Origin of the sequence: Streptomyces sp. NPDC002232 (genome assembly GCF_042890295.1) — a bacterium.
Classification (GTDB): Bacteria; Actinomycetota; Actinomycetes; order Streptomycetales; family Streptomycetaceae; genus Streptomyces.
The window spans coordinates 218,358-240,556 of record NZ_JBIARV010000006.1 but is presented as its reverse complement, the minus strand read 5'-3'; the positions used below and the strand labels follow the sequence as shown (position 1 = coordinate 240,556).

The 22,199-nt window shown below is 72.6% G+C and carries 22 protein-coding genes; 14 read left to right on the top strand and 8 right to left on the bottom strand.

Going from position 1 to position 22,199, the window contains the following annotated elements; all coding sequences use genetic code 11:
• Window positions 1–26: 26 nt before the first annotated feature.
• Window positions 27–1,562: a substrate-binding domain-containing protein gene (locus tag ACFYXU_RS29320; protein WP_389460772.1), complete on the bottom strand. Its 1,536-nt coding sequence runs from the start codon at window positions 1,560–1,562 to the stop codon at window positions 27–29.
• 159 nt (window positions 1,563–1,721) lie between these two features.
• Between ACFYXU_RS29320 and ACFYXU_RS29315 the strand changes: the two genes are divergently transcribed.
• The 3 genes from ACFYXU_RS29315 (at window position 1,722) to ACFYXU_RS29305 (ending at window position 4,654) form a co-directional block, all read left to right on the top strand.
• Window positions 1,722–2,663, top strand: coding sequence for an NADP-dependent oxidoreductase (locus ACFYXU_RS29315; RefSeq protein WP_389460770.1), 942 nt, complete (start codon window positions 1,722–1,724; stop codon window positions 2,661–2,663).
• Window positions 2,664–2,937: 274 nt separating this feature from the next.
• Window positions 2,938–3,588 carry an FMN-dependent NADH-azoreductase gene (locus tag ACFYXU_RS29310; protein WP_376508202.1) on the top strand — a complete coding sequence of 217 codons (651 nt, stop codon included), beginning with the start codon at window positions 2,938–2,940 and terminating at the stop codon, window positions 3,586–3,588.
• Between the two features lie 142 nt (window positions 3,589–3,730).
• The gene (locus ACFYXU_RS29305; RefSeq protein ID WP_361395337.1) at window positions 3,731–4,654 is read left to right on the top strand and encodes a glycoside hydrolase family 19 protein; all 924 of its coding nucleotides are present in this window, start codon (window positions 3,731–3,733) and stop codon (window positions 4,652–4,654) included.
• A gap of 147 nt (window positions 4,655–4,801) precedes the next feature.
• Here the strand turns inward: ACFYXU_RS29305 and ACFYXU_RS29300 are convergent, their stop codons facing one another.
• Both ACFYXU_RS29300 and ACFYXU_RS29295 read right to left on the bottom strand, forming a co-directional pair.
• Entirely contained in the window at window positions 4,802–5,278 is a 477-nt protein-coding gene (locus tag ACFYXU_RS29300; protein ID WP_389460768.1) for a MarR family winged helix-turn-helix transcriptional regulator, read from the bottom strand.
• An 8-nt stretch (window positions 5,279–5,286) separates the two neighbouring features.
• Window positions 5,287–5,892, bottom strand: a complete 606-nt coding sequence (locus tag ACFYXU_RS29295; protein ID WP_376508200.1) for a DJ-1/PfpI family protein — start codon at window positions 5,890–5,892, stop codon at window positions 5,287–5,289.
• Between the two features lie 142 nt (window positions 5,893–6,034).
• Between ACFYXU_RS29295 and ACFYXU_RS29290 the strand changes: the two genes are divergently transcribed.
• The 3 genes from ACFYXU_RS29290 to ACFYXU_RS29280 all read left to right on the top strand — a co-directional run bounded on the left by ACFYXU_RS29290 (window position 6,035) and on the right by ACFYXU_RS29280 (window position 9,013).
• Window positions 6,035–7,396 (top strand): aspartate aminotransferase family protein, encoded by a 1,362-nt coding sequence (locus ACFYXU_RS29290; protein ID WP_329854829.1) that lies wholly within the window; start codon window positions 6,035–6,037, stop codon window positions 7,394–7,396.
• 67 nt (window positions 7,397–7,463) lie between these two features.
• Complete coding sequence (locus ACFYXU_RS29285) at window positions 7,464–8,159, top strand: GntR family transcriptional regulator (protein ID WP_361395325.1); 696 nt, start codon at window positions 7,464–7,466, stop codon at window positions 8,157–8,159.
• A gap of 206 nt (window positions 8,160–8,365) precedes the next feature.
• Entirely contained in the window at window positions 8,366–9,013 is a 648-nt protein-coding gene (locus ACFYXU_RS29280) for a hypothetical protein (RefSeq protein WP_329854826.1), read from the top strand.
• Between the two features lie 23 nt (window positions 9,014–9,036).
• Here ACFYXU_RS29280 and ACFYXU_RS29275 read toward each other — a convergent pair whose 3' ends face one another.
• On the bottom strand, window positions 9,037–9,741 hold the full coding sequence (locus ACFYXU_RS29275) for an SLATT domain-containing protein (RefSeq protein WP_329855053.1): 705 nt from the start codon (window positions 9,739–9,741) through the stop codon (window positions 9,037–9,039).
• A gap of 293 nt (window positions 9,742–10,034) precedes the next feature.
• Here ACFYXU_RS29275 and ACFYXU_RS29270 point away from each other — a divergent pair, with 293 nt between their 5' ends.
• The 3 genes from ACFYXU_RS29270 (at window position 10,035) to ACFYXU_RS29260 (ending at window position 11,752) form a co-directional block, all read left to right on the top strand.
• Entirely contained in the window at window positions 10,035–10,370 is a 336-nt protein-coding gene (locus ACFYXU_RS29270) for a YbaB/EbfC family nucleoid-associated protein (protein WP_086825272.1), read from the top strand.
• A 66-nt stretch (window positions 10,371–10,436) separates the two neighbouring features.
• A complete protein-coding gene (gene recR, locus ACFYXU_RS29265) occupies window positions 10,437–11,036 on the top strand; it encodes a recombination mediator RecR (RefSeq protein WP_329854825.1) in 600 nt (199 codons plus the stop codon).
• A gap of 47 nt (window positions 11,037–11,083) precedes the next feature.
• A complete protein-coding gene (locus tag ACFYXU_RS29260; protein WP_389407738.1) occupies window positions 11,084–11,752 on the top strand; it encodes a DUF5063 domain-containing protein in 669 nt (222 codons plus the stop codon).
• Here the strand turns inward: ACFYXU_RS29260 and ACFYXU_RS29255 are convergent.
• The gene (locus ACFYXU_RS29255; RefSeq protein ID WP_389460766.1) at window positions 11,742–12,140 is read right to left on the bottom strand and encodes a hypothetical protein; all 399 of its coding nucleotides are present in this window, start codon (window positions 12,138–12,140) and stop codon (window positions 11,742–11,744) included. The genes ACFYXU_RS29260 and ACFYXU_RS29255 overlap by 11 nt on opposite strands.
• Before the next feature lie 239 nt (window positions 12,141–12,379).
• Here ACFYXU_RS29255 and ACFYXU_RS29250 point away from each other — a divergent pair, with 239 nt between their 5' ends.
• The 4 genes from ACFYXU_RS29250 (at window position 12,380) to ACFYXU_RS29235 (ending at window position 17,156) form a co-directional block, all read left to right on the top strand.
• Window positions 12,380–13,660, top strand: coding sequence for an aspartate kinase (locus tag ACFYXU_RS29250; protein WP_329854822.1), 1,281 nt, complete (start codon window positions 12,380–12,382; stop codon window positions 13,658–13,660).
• On the top strand, window positions 13,657–14,724 hold the full coding sequence (locus ACFYXU_RS29245; protein ID WP_389460764.1) for an aspartate-semialdehyde dehydrogenase: 1,068 nt from the start codon (window positions 13,657–13,659) through the stop codon (window positions 14,722–14,724). Before ACFYXU_RS29250 ends, ACFYXU_RS29245 begins: the two co-directional genes overlap by 4 nt.
• Window positions 14,725–14,976: 252 nt before the next feature.
• A complete protein-coding gene (locus ACFYXU_RS29240; RefSeq protein WP_376508192.1) occupies window positions 14,977–15,705 on the top strand; it encodes a SigE family RNA polymerase sigma factor in 729 nt (242 codons plus the stop codon).
• Window positions 15,702–17,156, top strand: a complete 1,455-nt coding sequence (locus ACFYXU_RS29235; protein WP_389460762.1) for a hypothetical protein — start codon at window positions 15,702–15,704, stop codon at window positions 17,154–17,156. The genes ACFYXU_RS29240 and ACFYXU_RS29235 overlap by 4 nt, the downstream gene beginning before the upstream one ends.
• Before the next feature lie 376 nt (window positions 17,157–17,532).
• Here the strand turns inward: ACFYXU_RS29235 and ACFYXU_RS29230 are convergent, their stop codons facing one another.
• Entirely contained in the window at window positions 17,533–18,273 is a 741-nt protein-coding gene (locus ACFYXU_RS29230; protein ID WP_389460760.1) for an SURF1 family protein, read from the bottom strand.
• Window positions 18,274–18,297: 24 nt separating this feature from the next.
• Window positions 18,298–20,124, bottom strand: a complete 1,827-nt coding sequence (locus ACFYXU_RS29225) for a prolyl oligopeptidase family serine peptidase (protein ID WP_376508190.1) — start codon at window positions 20,122–20,124, stop codon at window positions 18,298–18,300.
• A 62-nt stretch (window positions 20,125–20,186) separates the two neighbouring features.
• Here ACFYXU_RS29225 and ACFYXU_RS29220 point away from each other — a divergent pair, with 62 nt between their 5' ends.
• On the top strand, window positions 20,187–21,017 hold the full coding sequence (locus ACFYXU_RS29220) for a class I SAM-dependent methyltransferase (RefSeq protein WP_361395304.1): 831 nt from the start codon (window positions 20,187–20,189) through the stop codon (window positions 21,015–21,017).
• Between the two features lie 25 nt (window positions 21,018–21,042).
• On the opposite strand, the gene ACFYXU_RS29215 is transcribed toward ACFYXU_RS29220, so the two are convergent.
• Window positions 21,043–22,077: an Lrp/AsnC family transcriptional regulator gene (locus tag ACFYXU_RS29215; RefSeq protein WP_376508189.1), complete on the bottom strand. Its 1,035-nt coding sequence runs from the start codon at window positions 22,075–22,077 to the stop codon at window positions 21,043–21,045.
• Window positions 22,078–22,199 lie beyond the last annotated feature (122 nt).

Below are 22,199 nucleotides of genomic sequence, written 5' to 3'. Positions count from 1 at the left end.
AGCATGCCAGACGGCGAGTTCGGCGATCAGTCCTCTCCGCACACCTTCAGCCCCTTCGGGGTGGAGCAGGGCAGGTGGCCGTGGGCGCTGATGACGTCCTGGCCGCGCCCCGACCGGAGGTAGGTGAGGAAGTCGGCGGTCAGGGAGTCGGCCCGGGGCACGCCCCAGGTGTACGCGTACTCGATCTCCCGGTACGGGTAGGGGGAGGTGCCCAGCTCGTCCACGGCGGGCCGGCGGCCGTCGACGGAGACCCGGTGCAGACCCTCGCGGCCGTCGCTCGCGCGGAGTTCGGCGTAGCCGAGGGCCCCGGGGAGCCGGGCGACGGCGGACAGGACCTGTTCCGTCGAGTCGAGCTCGCAGCGGATCACCCGCGCCGCCGGGTCGTCCGCGTGCTCGCAGTCCCGGGAGGAGTTGGCGGGCTCGTTGTGCCCGAGGACCCGGCGCTGGAAGACCTCCCGGGTGCCCGAGTTGGCGTCCCGGCTGACGAGGAGGACGGGACGGTCGGGACCGCCCACCTCGCTCCAGTTCCGGATCTCGCCCCGGTAGACGGCCCGGACCTGCTCCAGGGTGAGGTCGTCGACGGGGATCCCGTCGTTCACGACGAGGGTGAAGAGGGAGACCGCGACCCTGTGCTCCCGCAGCTCCGGGTAGCCGCCCGGCTTGCGCCCGTCGGAGAGGGCGACGACCGGCGGCGACCCCTTCCCGGCCTTCGCCCCCGCCTCGGCGAGCTCCCGGATCCCGGCGGTGGAGCCGTGCACGTCGACGGCCACGGTGGAGCCCTCGCAGTCCTTCTCGTACTGCCGTGCCGCCGCCCGCAGGGCGGGCGCGAAGGCGGTGGACCCGGTGACGGTGAGGGTGCCCCGGGCGCAGCCGATGGGCGGCGGGGTCTGCTCGCGGACGATGATCGCGGCGAGGGCCATCACGCAGACGGTGAGGACGACGGTGACGGTCCGGGAGGCGGGGCTGAACCTGGGCGGCTTCTCGTCGGGGGTGATGCTCCTGTTGCGCCGGATGGAGCCGCCCTGGAGGCTGCCGACGATCCGGATGTCGCGGTCGGCGACGCCGCCGGAGAGCTGGACGAGCAGCTTGAAGTACTGGCCCCGTTCGAGGGCGACCTTGGGGACGAGCACCGCGCTGCCGCTCCGGCCGAGGGTGGGGGAGCGCTCCAGGTCCTCCCGGACGGAGTCCCAGGCGGCCGGGATGGAGGCGACGACGCCCTGGACGGTCCGGTCGGCGAAGGTGATCCGCAGGCCGTGGGGCTCGGCGGCGGCGCCGTAGTCGTCGGAGCTGATGTCGAGCTCGCGGTCGTTCTCGATGCGGAGGAGGACGAGCGTGGACCCGTCGGCGGGGGGTGCCATGCCCACCACCTGGCCCTCCCGCACGGTCGTGACCTCGCTGTCGCGGCGCTCCTCCCGGTGGAGCGGGGTGTTCAGCTGCACGCGGTAGCCGAGCCGCTTGCGCTGGGGCGAGAACCGGTCGATCCAGACGACGGCGAGCGTCACCAGGACACCGACCAGGGCCGTCCCCACGGCGATGACGTTCTCTGCGGTTATCCACTCCATGGCCGGGACGGTACGGAGGCCCGGACGGGGGCGGGGGCGGCGTAGCGGGAGGCCACCTGGACTTCTCCGTTCCTTCAGGTGGACCGACCGGGGTTGCTGGGGGCTGCGGGGCGTGGGTGTAATGGCGGCGAGGGGGCCTTCCGTCTGAGGAGATACCCCATGCGCGTCGTCGAAGTGACCGCCTACGGCGGACCCGAGGTCCTCAGGATGGCCCGTCGGCCGGAACCGGAGGCAGGGGCCGAGCCGGGGAAGGTGCGGGTGCGCCTGAAGGCGGCCGGAGTGAACCAGGCGGACCTGCGGATCCGCGCCGGCCTGTACGCCGACGTGGTCGGCCCGCTCAAGCCCCCGTTCGTGCTGGGGACGGACTTCGCGGGGAAGCTGCTCGACGCCGCGCCCGGCGTGCCCGTGGGCACCCGTGTGGGCGGTTTCGTGCCCTGGTTCGAGATGCTGACGGGCGACGGGACGTACGCCGAGACGATCTGGGCCGACCCGGAGTGGCTGGCCGTGATCCCCGAAGAGGTGGACTTCACGGTGGCCGCCTCCCTCCCGCTGGCCTCGGCCACCGCCCAGCAGGGCCTGGACCGGCTCGACCTCCCGGCGGGGTCGACGGTGCTCGTGACCGGCGGGAGCGCGGTGGTGGGCCGTGTGGCGGTCCAGCTCGCGCAGGCCGCCGGGCTGCGTGTCGTGGCCGTGGCCCACGCGGGTGACGAGCCGGAGCTGAGGGTGCTCGGTGCGGAGCACGTCGTCGCGCGGGGCACTCCGGAGGACGTGGTCGCGAAGGTGCGGGCGTCCGAACCGGAGGGGGTGGACGCGGTCTTCGACGGCGGGATCATCGGCGACGGCCTCCTGCCGGTCCTCAAGGACGGCGGGGTGTTCGTGGCGATCGCGCCGGACCGGGTGCCGGCCGTCGAGCGGGGCATCCGCGTCGAGGCCGTACGGGCCGTGCCGGACGCGGTCCGGCTGGCGGAGAACCTGCGGAAGGTGGCGGACCGGGAGCTGGTCACCCGGGTGGCCGATGTGATGCCGCTGGAGGAGGTCGCGGAGGCGCACCGCAGGGCGGAGGCGGGTCACCGGCCGGGCCGGATCGTCCTGATGATCTGAGTGCGGGACGGTACGGGGGTCGTCCGGACGATCCGAGTGCGTGACGGCGCGGGGATCGTCCTGATGATCTGAGCGGGTGGCGGCGCGGGGATCGCTCTCAGGGTCTGAGCGGTTGACGCACGCGGATCGTTCTCAGGATCTGAGCGGGTGACGCACGGGGAGCGTGATCCGGGTCACAGGGGCTGGACCTCAAGTCCGCTTGAGGTAGCAGGCTTCTTCCTGTCCGGCCGAGACGTTCGGCCGGGCGGGAACCGCGACCCAGGAGACGATCCCCATGGCCACGCTGCTGCACATCGACACGTCCTTCAACGGCGACGACTCCCACTCGCGCGCCGTCACCGCCGCCTACCGCACGGCCTGGGAGGCGGAGCACCCCGAGGGGACGGTGATCTACCGCGACCTCGTCGCGGACCCGGTCCCCCATCTGGAGGCGGCGGCGTACTACGCGGGCGCCACGGCTCCCGGCGACCGGTCGCCCGAGCAGCGGGCCGCGTTCGAGCTGCGGGGGCGGCTCATCGAGGAGGCCGAGCGGGCGGACGTCATCCTGCTGGGCGCGCCGATGTACAACTACACGATCCCGTCCACCCTGAAGTCCTGGATCGACCACGTCTTCCTGGTGGGCCGCACCTCGATCACCGAGAACCCCTCGCTCGCCGGCAAGCGGGCCGTGGTCGTCGCCAGCCGTGGCGGCTCCTACCGCGAGGGCACGCCCCAGTACGGCAACGACTACGTCGAGAGCTACCTGCGGCTGACCCTCGGTGACATGTTCGGCATGGACGTCGACTTCATCGCCCCCGAGCTGACGCTCGCTCCGTACGTCCCCGCGATGGCCGAACTGGTCCCGCTCTTCGAGGCCTCCCGCACCGACGCGCTCGCCGCGGCCGAGTCCCTGGCGAAGGAGACGGCGGTGCGTCTGGTCGCGTAGCGGACGGGGCCGTCCGGAAAAAGGCACTCCGGGTCGCGGAGTGCCTTCTTTCTGGTCTGGACCTTGACAGGTCCAGACCAATCGCGCTTCGCTGTGGATTCCCCATCCGGCTCCACCCGGCCCCACCCGGAAGGAAGTTCGCATGCTGCGCAAGCTGTTCACCTCTTTGGCCGCACTCTGTACGGCCGTGGGACTCGCCGTCCTCCTCCTCCCCACGGCCTCCGCCGGCGCGGCCGCCGCCTGCGCCGCCGCGTGGAACTCCTCCGCCGTCTACACGGGCGGGATGGCGGCCTCGTACAACGGCCACAACTGGCAGGCCAAGTGGTGGACCCAGAACGAGACCCCCGGCTCGACCGGCGAGTGGGGCGTCTGGGCCGACCAGGGCGTCTGCGGCGGCGGGGGCACCACCCCGCCCACCACGCCGCCCACCACCCCGCCGTCGAGCGGCGGATTCGTGGTCTCCGAGGCCCAGTTCAACCAGATGTTCCCGAGCCGGAACTCCTTCTACACGTACGCCGGCCTCGTCGCCGCGCTCAAGTCGTACCCCGGCTTCGCCAACACCGGCAGCGACACGGTGAAGAAGCAGGAGGCCGCCGCGTTCCTCGCGAACGTCTCCCACGAGACGGGCGGGCTCGTGTACGTCGTCGAGCAGAACACCGCCAACTACCCCCACTACTGCGACACGAGCCAGCCCTACGGCTGCCCGGCCGGCCAGGCCGCGTACTACGGGCGCGGCCCGATCCAGCTCTCCTGGAACTTCAACTACAAGGCCGCCGGTGACGCCCTCGGCATCGACCTCCTGAACAACCCCTGGAAGGTCGAGCAGGATCCGGCCGTCGCCATGCAGACGGGCCTCTGGTACTGGAACACCCAGAACGGCCCCGGCACGATGACCGCCCACAACGCCATGGTCAACGGCGCCGGCTTCGGCCAGACCATCTGGGCGATCAACGGCAGCCTGGAGTGCAACGGCCGGAACCCGGCCCAGGTCCAGAGCCGGGTCACCAAGTACCAGCAGTTCACCCAGATCCTGGGCGTGCCGGCGGGGTCCAACCTGTCCTGCTGACGCTCCCGGTCCCGCCCGACGAGGACCGCGCTCCACGAGAACGGCCCCACGGCACACGTGGGGCCGTTCCGCGTGGGAGGCACGGGCCTGCCGGTCCGTGGGCGGGGCCATGTGGCGCCCGGTTCAGTCCCGGTCCGGGCTCCCGGTTCACGCCCGGTCCGCGGGCAACGCCTCATGGCTCGCGCTCACCGTCTCCAGGGCCGACGACAGCCGCTCCAGGACGCGTACGGTCTCGTCGAAGGCCTCCTGGCCGCCCAGTTCGCGGGCGAGCAGCGCGGCGAGCTCCGCGTGGCCCGGGTCGATGCGGTGCACGGCCGCCCGTCCGGCCTCCGTGGGGGCGAGCAGCTTGGCGCGCCGGTGGGCCGGGTTCGGCTCGTAGGCGGCGAGCCCCTCCCGTACGAGCAGGTCGGCGACGCGCTGGACGCTCTGCCGGGTGATCCCCATGGCGCGCGCGATCCCGGCGACGGGGAGGGGCTCGGGGAGCACGGCCCCGAGGACCTGCCACCAGGCGGCGGTGAGGCCCGCCGGTTCGGCCAGCCGCTCGGACACGGCGAGGAACTGGCCGTTGAGGCGGAAGACGCCCAGGGCCGTGCGGGAGAGGGCGTCCTGCTGCTCGCGGCTCATGCGGGGCCTCAGCCGTTCAGCTCGGCGTAGGCGGCCGGGTCGGAGTGCTGGAAGAGGCGGTACCAGGCGTCCCGCTTGCCCTCGTAGGCGCCGAGCCGGGCGAAGATCTCGCGGGCGAAGGCGACCGGGTCCGTGGGGCCCGCCGTGATGAGGTCCCCGTCCCGCACGGCGTCCGCGTCGACGTAGTGCTCGCCGCCCCGGTAGCCCGTGGCGGCGAGGTAGAACGAGACCGCGCTCGTGTGGGGGCGGTCGTCGAGCAGTCCCTCCCTGGCCAGTCCGGCCGTGGCGCCGCAGATCGCGGCGACCGGGACCCCGGCGTCGAGGAAGGCGCGGGCCTTCGCCGCGAAGGGGGCGAGCTCGTCGCCCTCGTCGTACTTCTCGGCGCCCGGGAGGATCAGCAGGGCGCTCTCCCCGGGGTCGAGGTCGGCCAGGGCGAGGTCGGGGACGATCCGGAGGCCGGCGATGGTCGTGACGGGCTCCCCGGCGACCGGGCCGACGGTCCGGATCGTGTAGCCGGCGCGGGCGAGCCAGGCCGTGGCGTGGCCGGTCTCCCAGTCGGCGAGGGTGTCGTAGACGGCGAGATGGACGGTCGTGGTGTCAGTCTCGGTTCCCATGACAGAAGGCTGTCACATCGACAGCATGCTGTCAATGTTGGCCCGAGAGAAGAGCGGGAACAACAACGTGTCGCGTCCGTCCCGGTCTCGGTGGACAAGATGGCCATGGCCGGTCCCACCTGCGGTTCCTTACCCTCGACCCATGACCCCTCATGTCGAACCCGATCCGCAGGCCGGCGCGGCCGTCAAGGCCGCCGACCGCGCGCACGTCTTCCACTCCTGGTCCGCACAGGGACTGATCGACCCGCTCGCCGTCGCCGGCGCGGAGGGTTCGTACTTCTGGGACTACGACGGCAACCGCTACCTCGACTTCACCAGCGGTCTCGTCTACACGAACATCGGCTACCAGCACCCCAGGGTCGTCGCCGCGATCCAGGAGCAGGCCGGGAAGCTCGCGACCTTCGCCCCCGCCTTCGCCGTGGACGTCCGCTCCGAGGCCGCACGCCTCATCGCCGAGCGCACCCCGGGCGACCTGGACAAGATCTTCTTCACCAACGGCGGCGCCGAGGCCGTCGAGAACGCCGTCCGCATGGCCCGTCTGCACACGGGCCGCACCAAGGTGCTCTCCGCCTACCGCTCGTACCACGGCGCCACCTCCACCGCGATCAACCTGACCGGTGACCCGCGCCGCTGGGCCTCCGACACCGGCTCCGCGGGCGTCGTGCGCTTCTGGGCGCCCTTCCTCTACCGCTCGCCCTTCTACGCCACCACCGAGGCCGAGGAGAGCGCCCGGGCCCTCCAGCACCTGGAGGACACGATCGCCTTCGAGGGTCCGGCGACCGTCGCCGCGATCATCCTGGAGACCGTGCCCGGCACCGCCGGCATCATGACGCCGCCGCCCGGCTACCTCGCCGGCGTCCGCGCGATCTGCGACAAGTACGGCATCGTCTTCATCCTCGACGAGGTCATGGCCGGCTTCGGCCGCACCGGAAAGTGGTTCGCCGCCGAGCACTTCGACGTCGTGCCCGACCTGATGACCTTCGCCAAGGGCGTGAACTCCGGCTACGTGCCGCTCGGCGGCGTCGCCATCAACGCCGAGATCGCCGCCACCTTCGACAAGCGTCCGTACCCCGGCGGCCTGACCTACTCCGGTCACCCGCTGGCCTGCGCCGCGGCCGTCGCCACCATCCAGGTGATGGAGGACGAGAAGGTCGTCGAGCACGCCGCCCACATCGGCGAGAACGTCCTCGGCCCCGGCCTGCGCGAGCTCGCCGAGCGCCACCCGTCCGTCGGCGAGGTCCGCGGCCTGGGCGTCTTCTGGGCCCTCGACCTGGTCAAGAACCGCGAGACCCGCGAGCCGCTCGTCCCGTACAACGCGGCCGGCGAGGCCAACGCCCCGATGGCCGCCTTCGGCGCCGCGGCGAAGAAGCAGGGCCTGTGGCCCTTCGTGAACATGAACCGCACCCACGCCGTTCCCGCCTGCAACGTCTCCGAGGCCGAGGTCAAGGAGGGTCTGACGGCCCTCGACGCGGCCCTCTCGGTGGCCGACGAACACACCGTCTAGCAGCGAAACGGGGAGGTCCTCTCCGTCTGGACTAGGGTGTCCGGAGCCGGACGGAGGGGGCCGACCCATGCCCGCGAGCGGAGCTGTCACTCGCAACACCTTGCGGCAGCAGATCGCGGACGCGCTCCGTGACGAAGTGCTCGCGGGCCGTCTCCAGCCGGGCGAGGAATTCACCGTCAAGCAGATCGCCGAGCAGTACGGAGTCTCCGCGACACCCGTCCGCGAAGCCCTCGTCGACCTCTGCGCGCAGGGCCTCCTCGACTCCGACCAGCACCGCGGCTTCCGGGTCCACCAGTACTCGGTCGCCGACTACCGGAACATGGTCGAGGCCCGGATGCTCGTCGTCGACGGCATCTTCCGCCGGCACGCCCCGCGGACCGTGCCCCCCGAGCCCGACCACGGCATCGGGGTCGCCCTCGTCTCCGTGCGGCGCCGGGGCGAGGCCGCCGCCCGCGCCGCCCGCGCCGGGGACCTGGACATCCTCATCGGCTACGACATCCGCTACTGGCGCGAGCTTGGCCGCCTGATCGCCGCGAACGACCACATCGCCGACTTCCTGCACCGGCTCCGCGTCCAGGCCTGGGTCTTCTCCGTGCCCTACCTGCGCTCCGAGCGGGACGTCCTCGGCTGGCTGTGGAACGGACACGTGGACCTGGTCGACGCCATCACCCGAGGGGACGCCGAGGCGGCCGTCCAGGTGGTCCGGGAGTACAACGCGCACGCGCTGGAATGGGCCGACCGGCTGGAGCACCGGGCCCGCTGAGGACGGCGCCGGCCGGGGCGTACCCGGGGTCGTATCAGGTGCGGGGCGCGTCGTGCAGGGTCCGGAGCCCGGGGCCGGGCGCGCCGGGCCGGGGCCCGGGTTCGGGTTGAGGCCGGGTCCGTGAGGGCAGGTGGTCAGCGGGTGGGCGTCGTCGTCCGATCCGACTACCCTGGCCGTCCCTGCAACTGACGGAGAGCGAGCCTCCCTTGGCCTGTGACCTGTGGCTGGTCCCCCTCGTCGACGTGCTGTGCCACAGCCCCGACAACCCGTTCGCCGAAGAGATAGCCGCCTACGACGCCGTCCTGACCGCCTCGGGCATGCCGACCGTGCCGGTCTACGCGTACATGCCGGGGCTCTCCGGCGACGTCGCCCCGGTCGCCGGCTTCGACTACGAGGCCCTGCACTTCCTGCGCCGCGCCTACCTGCTCGGCATGTGCGGGCTGCCGGTCGAGCCGGTCGGCGAGCTCGGCGGGGACTACGAGCAGCTCCTGGAGATGTTCGAGGCCACCGCCCAGCAGTCCCACCTGGTCTGGCACTACGACCACGCGGGCGCCTACGTCCCCGTGGACTTCCCGGTGCCGCTCGCCAACGACGAGCTCCTGGAGGGCGGCGGGCCGCTCGGCTCCTCGTACGGACTGCTGCGCGAGCTGCAGTTCGTGGCGCCCTGGATCGGCATCGACCCGGCGAACCCGCCGGCCGCCCCGCAGCCGCCCGACCGGCCCACCACCCTGGAGGAGCCGGCCGCGGTGCCGTCCGAGGACCACCCCTTCGCCCGGGAGCGGCACGTGTGGCTGGGGCTGCACGCGGCGGCGACCCGGAGCCTGGCCCAGGGCTCGATGATCATCCTGAGCTGACCGCCGCGTCCCGGAGGCCCGCCCTAGCGGGCCTCCGGGGGGCGCTGGCGCGGCATGTTCGGGCGGGTGACGGGCGGCAGCGGGAAGCGCCCGGACGGGTGGGAGCTCTCCGACCTGGCCGGGACCACGCCGACCGACTGGAGCGCCAGCGGCGCCGGTCCCGAGCGGAACTCGACCATCCAGTCCGCGGTCTCCGCCCGTACCAGCTCCGTCACGTCCTCCGAGAAGCGGCGCAGCACGCCGAGGCAGCGCTCGGCGGCCTCGCTGGCCGTGCCCTCGGTGGGCCCCAGGACCTCCCGGACGCTCTCCGAGGCCCAGTCGAACTGGAGCGCCTGGAGACGGCGCTGCACGGCCTGGGCGGTCGCCACGTCCCTCATCCAGCCGGACGTGAGGCCGAAGTAGCGGTCGCAGGCCAGGCAGGCGGCGCCGAGCAGCAGCGACAGATAGCCCCAGCCCGCGGTGCCCTCGGCGACGCCGGTCAGGTCGAGCAGCGGCAGCGCCGCCCCGGCGATCACGCCGGCGGCCGTGCCGAGCCGCAGGATCCGGGCGCTGCGGCGCTTCCAGACGCGGTCGGAGAGGTACCACTCGGCGGTGCGCAGGGCGTTCGACTCGACCCAGCGGTACAGCTCGTCGAGCCGTTCGGCCGGCTCGCCCCAGTCGCCCAGGGGGAACGGCGTACCGGTCAGATCGCGGGTGACGTCTCCCCCGGGGGGTCCCGGTGGCTGCATCTCCGGCTGCTGGCTCACCGGGGGACTCCTCTGTTCAGCTCAGCGCGCGTGTCCTTCTGTGACGTGCGGTGCACGTGGTGCCTGCCCTTCCTACCGCCGAATGGTGGGCGGCGGGCCCGGAATCCCGGGATTTCCGTCCGCAAGAGGGTCTTGATCAGGTAGAGGAGCCCGCAGTTTCTCACTCGAAAGAGTTGCGTCGGCACCCCGGTCGAGGAGCACGTAGGCTCGGGATACCGACGTTCCGAAGACCCGGACGTCCGGCCAGACGTTCCGACCAGCAGGAGTGAGTGACCGTGATCCCCGGTGGTGGCCAGCCCAACATGCAGCAGCTCCTCCAGCAGGCCCAGAAGATGCAGCAGGACCTCGCCCGCGCGCAGGCGGAACTCGCCGCCACCGAGGTCGACGGGCAGGCCGGCGGCGGGCTCGTCAAGGCGACCGTGACCGGCTCCGGCGAGCTCCGCGGCCTGGTCATCGACCCCAAGGCGGTCGACCCGGAGGACACCGAGACGCTGGCCGACCTGATCGTCGCCGCCGTCCAGGCCGCCAACGACAACGCGCAGCAGCTCCAGCAGGCCAAGCTCGGTCCGCTGGCGCAGGGCATGGGCGGCATGCCGGGCCTGGGGTTCTGAACCCCTTCTAAGGCTCGCTTCCAGCCACTACCGTAAGAATCAGGCACCTCCGAGAAGGGCGCGGCGTTGTACGAAGGCGTGGTTCAGGACCTCATCGACGAACTGGGCAGGCTGCCCGGCGTCGGTCCCAAGAGCGCGCAGCGGATCGCCTTCCACGTCCTCCAGGCCGAGCCCACGGACGTCCGGCGTCTCGCGCACGCCCTGCTGGAGGTCAAGGAGAAGGTCCGCTTCTGCGCGGTCTGCGGGAACGTGGCGCAGCAGGAGCAGTGCAACATCTGCCGCGACCCGCGCCGCGACCTGACGGTCGTCTGTGTGGTCGAGGAGCCCAAGGACGTCGTCGCGATCGAACGGACGCGCGAATTCCGTGGGCGGTACCACGTCCTCGGCGGCGCGATCAGCCCGATCGAGGGCGTCGGCCCGGACGACCTCCGCATCCGCGAGCTGCTCGCCCGCCTCGCGGACGGCACCGTCACCGAGCTGATCCTCGCGACCGACCCGAACCTGGAGGGCGAGGCCACCGCGACCTACCTGGCGCGGATGATCAAGCCCATGGGCCTCAAGGTCACCCGGCTGGCGAGCGGGCTCCCGGTCGGCGGCGACCTGGAGTACGCCGACGAGGTGACCCTCGGCCGTGCCTTCGAGGGGCGGAGGCTGCTAGATGTATGACGACAGGGTCGGCGCGCTCGCCCGCGCTCTCTCAGGGAGGCTCCTCGATGTCTGACGCCACACTGCACTCCGTCACGCAGGACCCGGACGACTTCGCCGTCCAGATCGCCGACTCGATCGAGAGCTTCATCGTCGCGACGACCGAGGTCGCCAAGGGCGACGAGCCCGACAGCGCGGTGCCCTTCCTGCTCCTGGAGATCTCCCAGCTGCTCCTGGCGGGCGGCCGGCTCGGCGCGCACGAGGACATCGTCCCGGACGAGCAGTACGAGACGGACACGGGCCCGGAGCCGGACGTCGACGACCTGCGCGAGCGGTTCGCGCTGATGCTGGACCCCGTGGACGTCTTCTCCGAGGTCTTCGACCCGTACGAGCCGCGCAAGGCCCCGGTGCCGGCCCGGATCTCGGACAACCTCGCCGACATCGTCACCGACCTCCGGCACGGCCTCGCGCACTACCGCGCCGGCCGCACCAGCGAGGCGCTGTGGTGGTGGCAGTTCTCGTACTTCTCGAACTGGGGCCCGACGGCCTCGGCCACCCTCCGCGCCCTCCAGTCCCTGGTCGCGCACGTCCGCCTCGACCAGCCCCTCGCGGCCCTCGACGGCCTCGACACCGACGAGGACCTCACCGAGGACGACCTCGCGGAGGAGGCGGGCCGCGTGATGCTGGAGGAGATCGGCACACCGCTGGGCCTGCGCGGCGGACCCGTCACGAAGTGAGCTCCAGAAGGGCGCTGATGTCCTTCTCGTACGTGAATTCGCGCAGCAGCGTCCCCCAGCCGCCGTGGGGGGCGCGCCGCCAGACGAACGTGTAGAGCACGGGCAGGCCGTCCTTCACACGGCGCATGACGATCGAGCCGTACGCGTCACAGGTGCTGGTCGTCACGAAGGTCGCGTCGTCGACGGACTCCCCGATGCTCACCCCCCGCGCCTTCAGGGCGCGGAACCGGCCCATGAACAGGCCCTTCGAGAGGGTCACGGTCCGGCCCTCCTCGTCGCAGCGGACGTTCTCGAAGGCGGGGTCGTACGTCGCGTCCAGTGCCTCGACGTCCATGGTGAGGCCCGCGTCCAGGTAGGCGCGCATCCGGTCCACCAGGGTCTGGTCCATGATCGGCTCCTCTGCTCGGTGTTGTCCGTGACTGCACCCTGGCGCAGCCCGCCGACAGATCGCCGACCGACCACCGACCGTTCACCGACGGGCCCGGCCGATCTCCTCTCCCAGTCCCGAGTGATCACTCCGTGAGCGGCCCGTCTCACGATGCGATATCACGCTGGCGTTTCCAGGTCCCTCGATAGACTGAACCGATCGCAGCACCGGCTGCGGCACAGACTGAGCGAGGAGCGCACGTGGGCCTTGTCGTGCAGAAGTACGGAGGCTCCTCCGTTGCCGATGCCGAAGGCATCAAGCGCGTCGCCAAGCGGATCGTGGACGCCAAGAAGAACGGCCACCAGGTGGTCGTCGTGGTTTCCGCGATGGGCGACACGACGGACGAGCTGATCGATCTCGCCGAGCAGGTATCCCCGATCCCTGCCGGGCGTGAGTTCGACATGCTGCTGACCGCCGGAGAGCGGATCTCCATGGCCCTGCTGGCCATGGCGATCAAAAACCTGGGCCACGAGGCCCAGTCGTTCACGGGCAGCCAGGCAGGTGTCATCACCGACTCCGTCCACAACAAAGCGCGCATCATCGATGTCACGCCGGGCCGCATCCGCACCGCCCTCGACGAGGGCAACATCGCCATCGTCGCGGGCTTCCAGGGTGTGTCCCAGGACAAGAAGGACATCACCACGCTGGGCCGCGGCGGGTCCGACACCACCGCCGTGGCGCTCGCCGCGGCACTCGACGCCGAGGTCTGCGAGATCTACACCGACGTCGACGGTGTGTTCACGGCCGACCCGCGCGTGGTGAAGAAGGCGAAGAAGATCGACTGGATCTCCTTCGAGGACATGCTGGAGCTCGCCGCCTCCGGCTCCAAGGTGCTGCTGCACCGCTGCGTGGAGTACGCGCGCCGCTACAACATCCCGATCCACGTACGCTCGTCCTTCTCGGGGCTTCAGGGCACCTGGGTCAGCAACGAACCGCTCTCCGACGCAAAGGACCAGAAGGTGGAGCAGGCCATCATCTCGGGTGTCGCCCACGACACCTCGGAGGCGAAGATCACCGTCGTCGGCGTGCCGGACAAACCGGGCGAGGCCGCGGCCATCTTCCGGGCCGTCGCGGACGCCGAGATCAACATCGACATGATCGTGCAGAACGTGTCCGCCGCCTCCACCGGCCTCACGGACATCTCCTTCACCCTCCCCAAGGCCGAGGGCCGCAAGGCCATCGACGCCCTGGAGAAGGCGAAGACCTCGATCGGCTTCGACTCGCTCCGCTACGACGACCAGATCGGCAAGATCTCCCTGGTCGGCGCCGGGATGAAGACCAACCCGGGCGTCACCGCGGACTTCTTCCGCGCGCTGTCCGACGCGGGCGTGAACATCGAGCTGATCTCCACGTCGGAGATCCGCATCTCGGTCGTCACCCGCGCCGACGACGTCAACGAGGCCGTGCGCGCTGTCCACTCCGCCTTCGGCCTGGACAGCGACTCGGACGAGGCCGTCGTCTACGGAGGCACCGGCCGATGACCCCGAAGCCGACGCTCGCGGTCGTGGGAGCGACCGGGGCGGTCGGCTCGGTGATGCTCCAGATGCTCACGCACCACGCGGACGTCTGGGGCGAGATTCGCCTCGTCGCCTCCCCGCGCTCGGCCGGCTCCAAGGCCGCCGTGCGCGGGGAGGAGTGCGAGATCCTCGCGCTGGGCGAGGAGGTCTTCGACGGCGTCGACCTGGCGCTCTTCCTGGTGCCGGAGGACGTCGCCGCCCGCTGGGCGCCCGTTGCCGTCTCCAAGGGCGCCGTCGTCGTGGACAGCTCCGCCGCCTTCCGCGCCGACCCCGACGTGCCGCTCGTCGTCCCCGAGCTCAACGGGCACGCCGCGCGCGTACGCCCCCGGGGCATCGTCGCCGGACCCGGCTCCACCACCCTCGCGCTCATCGTCGCCGTGGGCTCCCTGCACGCCGAGTTCGGGGTCGCCGAACTGGTCGTCACCGCCCAGCAGGCCGCCAGCGGCGCCGGCGCGGGACAGGCCGGTGTCGACGCGCTCCGGGCCCAGCTCGGTCTGGTGGCCGCCGCGGGCGACCTGGGCACCCACCCCGGCGACGTACGGCGGGCCGTCGGCGAGAACACCGGACCCTTCCCCGGTCCCCTCGCGCTCAACGTCCTGCCCTGGTCCGGCACGCCCGGCGCCGACGGCGCCTCCTCCGAGGAGGAGCACGTCCGCGACGAGACCCGCCGGATCATCGGCCTGCCCGGCCTCCGGATCGCCGCCACCTGCGTGCGCGTGCCCGTCGTCACCGGGCACTCCGTCTCCGTCCACGCGCGCTTCGAGCACCCCGTCCCGCTCGGACGCGCCCACGAGGTCCTGGCGACCGCGCCGGGGGTCGTCCTCTACGACGACCCGGCCGAGGGCGACTTCCCCACCCCCGCCGACGTCGTCGGCACCGACCCCGCCTGGGTCGGCCGGGTCCGGCGCTCCCTCGACGACGAGCGCGCGCTCGACTTCTTCGTCTGCGCCGACAACCTCCGCAAGGGCGCGGCCCTGAACGCGCTTCAGATCGCCGAATCGCTTGTCACGGATTTGTGGGATCTGTGAACGTCCTGTGAGCAAAAAGGCGTCAGATACCTCTTGAACTGCGGTGATGCCGTGGTTGACGATGCAATTTCCCCGTTCTGCAACCAGAGTTGGGCGGGGCGCGTCTCTGCGTGCACCCACGACCGTGTGGCGCGGGACACGCCGAAAGCGGGGCATCGGGGGAGAACGGTTACGCATGAGGACGAAGAACTCGCCGTCGAAAAGGGTGGCGTACGCGTACAACCCTTTCGGGGAGAAGCGTGTCCAACAGGCGTGGCAGAGGTACTCGACATCGCGACCATCGCCCCGCTGCGCGGCGCGGGCACGGCGGTGCTCCCCGTGCGGAGCAGCGCCGTCGTCCCCGTACGCGGCCCCGCGGTTCGTCCGCTCAGGCGCCCGCGCGCACTCGGCGGCATGCCGGTGATCGCTCCCGTGCCCACCGGATCCCGCACCGGCGAGGTGGACGGCATCCCGGCGCCCCGCAGGAGCACCGAGACCGTCCCGACGGCCGGCACCACCGTCGACCACCTGACCGAGACCTACCGCGCCCACTACCGGTCGCTGCTGGGTCTCGCCGCGCTGCTCCTCGACGACACGGCCTCCTGCGAGGACGTCGTCCAGGAGGCCTTCATCCGCGTCCACTCGGCCCGCAAGCGGGTCCGTGAGCCGGAGAAGACGCTCGCCTACCTGCGCCAGACCGTCGTGAACCTCTCCCGGTCCGCGCTGCGCCGCCGCATCCTCGGACTGAAGCTGCTGTCCAAGCCGATGCCGGACATGGCCAGTGCGGAGGAGGGGGCGTACGAGCAGCTGGAGCGCGAGGACCTGATCAAGGCGATGCGCGGCCTCCAGCGGCGGCAGCGCGAGGTGCTCGCCCTGCGGTACTTCTCCGACATGACCGAGGTTCAGGTCGCCGAGACGCTCGGGATATCCCTGGGTTCGGTGAAGGCGTACGGTTCGCGGGGCATCGCGGCGCTGCGCGTCGCGATGGGAGCGACGACATGACCCAGGCACCAGGCGGGGACGGCGTGGCCCACGAGCACCGTGACGGCGACGACGCCCCCGAGAGCCATGCGGCGGAGACGGCCGCGGGGGAGACCCGCGAGGCTGCTGCGGGGAAGGCCGGCGAGGCGGGGCCGGAGTCTGCCGCGGGGGAGTCCCGCGAGGCGGGGCCGGAGTCTGTTGCGGGGAAGCGCCGCGAGGCGGCACCGGGGGCGAAGCCCGAGGCGGGTCCCGAGGTGGCGTCCGGCGTGGCGCCCGAGGCGGGGCCGGGCGCGGCGTGCGGTGCCGGTGCCGTGTCCGACAAGCCTGACGCCCTGGATGAACGTGACGAGCTGAGTGGACAGCGCATGGTGAAGATCGAACACGGGCCCGGCGCGGGCGACGACGAGCTCGCGCTGCGGCGGCTGTTCCAGAACACCGTGGGCGACCTGGAACCGGCCCGCGGCTCGCTGGAGCACCTGCGTCGCGCCGTGCCCGCGCGCCGTGCCCGCAAGCGGCAGGCCGTCGTCGGCGCCGCGGCGGCCGCCGTCCTCATCGGCACCGCCGTCCCCGCCTTCGTGCACGTCGCCGCGTCCGGCGGCCTCTCCGCCGCCAACCCCGTGAACGCCGGCCACGGCGAGCAGGCCCAGGGCGGCACCGGCACCGAGACCGGCATCGAGGGCGGCCACAGCTCCACCGCCCCCGCGAGCAGCGTCTCGCCGAGCCCGGAAGGTGCCGACGGCACCTCGGGCAAGCCGGAGCGTCCTGGCGGCGGGGCCTCCGGAGACGGCCCCCGGGCCACGCTGGGCGGCGACCCCGGCTCCACTCCGCGCTGCACCCCGGGCCAGCTCGGCGTCGGCGCGGCCCAGGCCGGTGGCACCGAGGCCGACGGCAAGGTGTACGGCACCTTCCGGATCGCCAACGTCTCCGGCCAGGACTGCCTCGTGGACGGCGCGGGCCTCGTCGGCTTCGAGGCCCGCGGCGCGGCGGACCCCGGGAGGATCTCGGTGGCCCGGCACACCTCCGGGGACGAGGGCGGCGGACTGCCCGACCCCTCGCAGGAGGCGTCCTCGCTCGTCCTCAAGCCGAGCGCCAGCTACGAGGTGCGGTTCGTCTGGGTGCCGAGCGAGACCTGCCCGACGACCGGCGGCACTCCGACCCCCACACCGACCACCCCGCCCGAGCCCACGGCGACCCCGCCGGAGCCGACGGCCACCCCGACGGGTGGCACGAGCAGCCCCGACCCGAGCACGGGCACCGATTCCGGCGGCACCGGCACCGGACCGGGCCCGGAGCAGGGTGCGGGAGCCGACTCCGGTGCGGCACCCCAGCTGCTCCGCGCCGACGGAGGCACGGCGGACGGCAGCGTCGTCATCAGCCACACGGCAGAGCCGGGCGGCCCGACGGCCTCGGCCGTCGTCCCGAACGCCTGCGCCGGCACGATCTACCGCACCGGAGTCCTGGCCACCTCCTGAGCCCTTGCCGGACTCCTCCGACAGGGCCCCCGGTGGAACGGAACGGCCCCCGGCAGCTGACCCCGGGGTCCCGGCCCCAGCCGGGATCCTGCGGGCGGCCGGCCTCCGACGGGCCCGTTCCGGCCTTAGGGCTCCAGACAGGCGGGCCCTGGCGAACCAGCTCCACCAGGGTGTCCCGGCGGGCGGCCACCGGCGGGCCCGCTCCGGCCTCACGGCTCCAGGCTGCCGGGCCCTGGGAAAACCAGCTCCACCAGGGGTGTCCCCGCGGACGGCCACCGACGGGCCCGCTCCTGCGGCCCGACTCACACGGGCCCCGCGACGGGCAGGCTCCTAAGCGCTCACGCGGCGCCCCCCGCCACGCTCCGCAAGACCGGCTCTACAGCCCCAACGCCTCGTCGCGGGAGGCCTCCGCCTCGCGGCGGAAGAGGCGGAACCACATGAAGACGACGAAGCCCGCGAAGACGAACCACTCCGCCGTGTAGCCGAGGTTCTGGAAGGCCTTCGCGTCCAGGCTCGTGCCCGCCGCGGCCGCTGCCGGGACCGGGGTGAGCCCGGCGGGGGAGTCCGCGAGGGTGATCCAGCCGTCGTAGACGTCGTCGGTGACCACGTTCACCAGGGCCGCCGCGCTGATCATGCCGAGCTGCCCCTCCGGCAGCCCGCCCGCCGCGTGGACGCCCTTCGTGCCCGGGTTCTCCGAGGCCTGGAGCGCGCCCACCACCGTCACCTCGCCGGACGGCGGGGCGGGCGCCTTCGCGCCCGTGGGGAGCCAGCCCCGGACCACCGGCAGCGCCCGGCCGCCGTCGGTCTTCAGCAGCGTCAGGACGTAGGCGCCGGTCCTGCCGTCCAGCTCGCGGTTCGGCACCAGGAACTGCGCCCCGAACCGGCCGCGCGCCTGCGCCGACCGGCCCGAGGTCTCCGTGTCCACCGGCAGCAGCGAGTCCAGCGGCTCCGCCTTCAGCGAGCCCCGGTCGGGCCGCTCCTCGGCCTCCCGGTGGGAGTCGACGCGGTCCTCGAACTTCCCGAGCTGCCAGGTCCCCATGAACACGCAGAACGGGATCGCGAGGAGGACGAAGACGTTGATCCCCCACCAGCGGGGTGTTCTCAGGAACCGGTACACACCCCCCACGGTACGCAAGCCGGGTCAGCTGCCCGACGTCCGGGTCCCCAGGTGTCGGGCCGCGAAGTCCAGGTCCAGGGCGACCTGCTTGATCCGCTCCTCCACCACCAGCGAGCCGTGGCCCGCGTCGTACCGGTACACCTCGTGGACCGCGCCCCGCTCCGCCAGCCGGTCGACGTAGTTGTCGATCTGCCGGATCGGGCAGCGCGGGTCGTTGACCCCGGCCGACACGTGCACCGGGGCCTTGACCGCGTCCACGTACGTCAGCGGCGACGAGGCCGCGTACCGCTCGGGCACCTCCTCCGGCGAGCCGCCCAGGAGGGTGCGGTCCAGCGCCTTCAGAGCCTCCATCTCGTCCTCGTACGCCGTGACGTAGTCGGCGACCGGGACGGCCGCCAGACCGACCGCCCAGTCGTCCGGGCGGGTGCCCAGACCCAGCAGCGTCAGATATCCGCCCCAGGAACCGCCGGAGAGGACCAGCCGCTCCGGGTCGGCGAGGCCGCTCGCCACCGCCCACGCACGGACCGCCGTGATGTCCTCCAGCTCGATGAGGCCGACCCGGTGCTTGAGCGCATCCGTCCACTCCCGGCCGTACCCGGTGGAGCCCCGGTAGTTGACCCGCACCACCGCGTACCCGTGGTCCACCCAGGCCGCCGGGCCCGACGCGAAGGCGTCGCTGTCGTGCCAGGTGGGGCCGCCGTGCACCTCGAAGACCGTCGGGAAGGGGCCCTCGCCCTGCGCCGGGCGCTGCACGAGCGCGTGGACCCGGCCGCCGGGGCCGTCCACCCACACGTCCTCCACCGGCACCGACGGCGGCGCCTTCGGGCCGGGCGGGTCGAGGACGACACCGCCGGCCGTGGAGCGCACCACCGGCGGCTCGGCGGCCGAGGACCACAGGTACTCCACGGAGCCGTCCGGCCGGGCCGTGGCGCTCGACACCGAACCGGCCGGGGTCTCCACCCGCACCAGCGCACCCGTCGCGATCTCGTACCGCCACAGCTCGCTGCGGGCCTCGAAGCCGTGCACGATCAGCAGCCCCGAGCCGTCCGGGTACCACTCCGCCGACACGTCGCCCGGCAGATCGAGCCGGAGGTCGGTCTCGGTGCCCGTCGCCACGTCCCAGAGCATCGGCTCCCAGCGGCCGCGACGCTGGTGCCCGACCAGCAGCCGGGTGTCCCCGGCCAGCGGGGCGAAGCCGAGGACGCTCAGCCCCAGCTCCTCCGTGCCGCCCTTGGTGTCGTCGAGCTCGGCCACCACAGCCGCGTCGGAGGCGCGGAGCACGCGCAGCGAGGAGTGCATCGCGTCGCCGTGCTCGGTGTGCTCGATCGCGATCAGCGAGCCGTCGTACGAGAGGTCGCCGACGCCGGCCGACTCCCGGTGCCGGTAGATCTCGACCGGGGCGCCGGCCCCGGGCCGTACGAGATGGACCGTCGAGCCCTCCTCGTCCGTGGAGCGGCCCACCACGACCGTGCCCTCACGGCCGATGGCAAGCCCGGCCGGGTAGGACGCGGCGAGGCCGGGCACGGCCGGCTCGTCCGCCCCGCCCGCGAACGGCTGGCGCATCCACACCCCGAACTCGTCCCCGTCGGTGTCCGCGAACCACCAGATCGAGGCCCCGTCCGGCGACAGCGTGCCGTCCGTCGTCCCGTTCGGCCGGTCCGTCACCTGCCGCTGCCCTCCACTCGCCCGGTCCCAGGCGTACAGCTCGTAGGTCCCGGTCGCGTTGGACACGAACAGTGAACGGTCCGGGGCCTCCTCGGCCCACTCGGGCAGGGAGACGCGGGGCGCCCGGAAGCGCTGCTCCCAGAGGGGGGTGTCGCTGTGCTTGCTCTCGGTAGTCATGGCATCCATCATGCTCCGCGCGGCCGACAATCGGGTCGCGTCCTCCGCAGCCTGTGGATAACCTCGCCGACATGTACTCTCCGACGCCCGAGGACTGGCGCGACGCCAACCGCGCACGGTGGGACGAGCGCGTTCCGATCCACGCCTCCAGCGCGTTCTACGACCTCGACGCCTTCCGTGCGGGCCAGGACGCCCTGCGGGACTTCGAGCTCGCGGAGGTCGGTGACGTCACCGGACGCTCCCTGCTCCACCTGCAGTGCCACATCGGTCTGGACACCCTGTCCTGGGCCCGGCACGGCGCCTCCCAGGTCGTCGGCCTGGACTTCTCCGAGCCGGCCGTGGACACCGCCCGCTCGCTCGCCGCCGACCTGGGCCTCCCGCAGGAGCGGGCCGCGTTCGTCGCCGCCGACGTGTACGACGCCGCCGAGGCCGTCCCCGACCGGTCGTACGACATCGTCTACACCGGCAGCGGGGCGCTGTGCTGGCTGCCCGACATCGAGCGCTGGGCGGAGACCGCCGCCTCGCTCGTCGCCCCGGGCGGCTTCCTCTACGTGGCCGAGTTCCATCCGCTCACCGACTCCCTCGACGACGAGACCGGCAGCCGGGTGGTGCACGACTACTTCGTCCGCGACCCGTGGGTGGACACCACCCCGGGGACGTACGCCGACCTGGACGCCGTCACCGTGAACAACCGCAGCGTGGAGTGGGTGCACCCGGTCGGCGAGGTCGTCACGGCGCTCGCGCGGGCGGGCCTGCGGATCGAGTTCCTGCACGAGCACGACGCGTCGCTCTTCCCGCGCTACGGCTCCCTCCAGCGCCACGAGGACGGCTCCTACCGCTTCCCCGCGGACCGCCCCCGCATCCCCCTGATGTACTCGGTCAAGGCCTCGCGCCCCGCCTGATCCGGCTGTCCGCCCCGCTCGCGTGTCAGGGGTCGGTCGCGGGCCGGACGTGGTGGGTCCGCCGGCCGTCCGCGCCGATGACCTGCGCGCCGATCTTGTGGGTGCGCAGGGACACCGCGGTGCCCGTGATCCGCAGCGAGGGAGCGGCCCGCACCAGACCCGCCGTCACGGCGTCGAGCTCCTCGACCGTGCGGAGCCACAGCGCGAGGGCCAGGTTGTGCGGCCCGGTGACCGAGGTGACCACGCGGGTGTGGCGCAGCCGGGACAGCGACGCCACGCACTCGGCCACGTCCAGCGGCGGCACGACCGCGGTGACCCTCGCCCACACGGGCCGCCCGGAGAAACGCGGCGCGGGCAGACAGTGGTGGTGGCAGGCGCCTGACGTGCCGAGGGCGTCCAGCCGGCGGCGTACGGTCGACTCGCTCGTCCCGCACTGACGGGCCAGCTCCGCCGCGCTGCGCCGGGCGTCGCCCGCCAGCTCCGCGACGATCCTCCGGTCGAGCTCGGTGACGACCGGGTACGCGCGCGGGGCGGCCCGCGTCCGCCGGTCGCCGCCGATGATCTCGGTGAGGTGCTGCACCTGCCCCGGGGTGAGCTGTTCGATCCGCGAGCGGTACGGGCGGTTGTGCATCTGCGTGACGACCTGCGTGCGCGCCCTGAGCACTCCGGGGAGGCGCCGCACCCGTCCGGTGAGGTAGCCGTCGAGGGCGCGCAGGTCGGGGCAGTCGACGAGCAGGACGAGGTCCGCGTCGCCGGTCACCTGATGGACGCCGAGGGAGTGCGGATCCTCCGCGATCGCGAGTGCGGTGGCCTCGGTGGCTCCGGCGGCGCATTCCAGCTCCACCCACGCGTAGAGGGTGCCTTCGGTGCCTCGGCGGGCGGTGAGCAGCGAACTCCACGCGTACCCGCCGGTGGTGAGGGTCTCCCAGCGCCGGGCCAGGGTGTCCGGGCTCACCGCGAGCACCCCGGAGAGCTGGGTCCAGCTGGCGCGCGGTGCGATCTGCAGCGCGTGGATCAGCGCCAGATCCGCCTCCCCCAGGACGGATTCCCTGGTATGCATGTGCCTCCTTGGTCGATCCCGGGGAAACCCTGGGCGCGGGCACGGGAAGGCCCCAGGATGTGGACCGGGGCACATGCATTCAAGCCGCGAAGCTGGCTGATTTCCATTGAATCCGTCCGAAG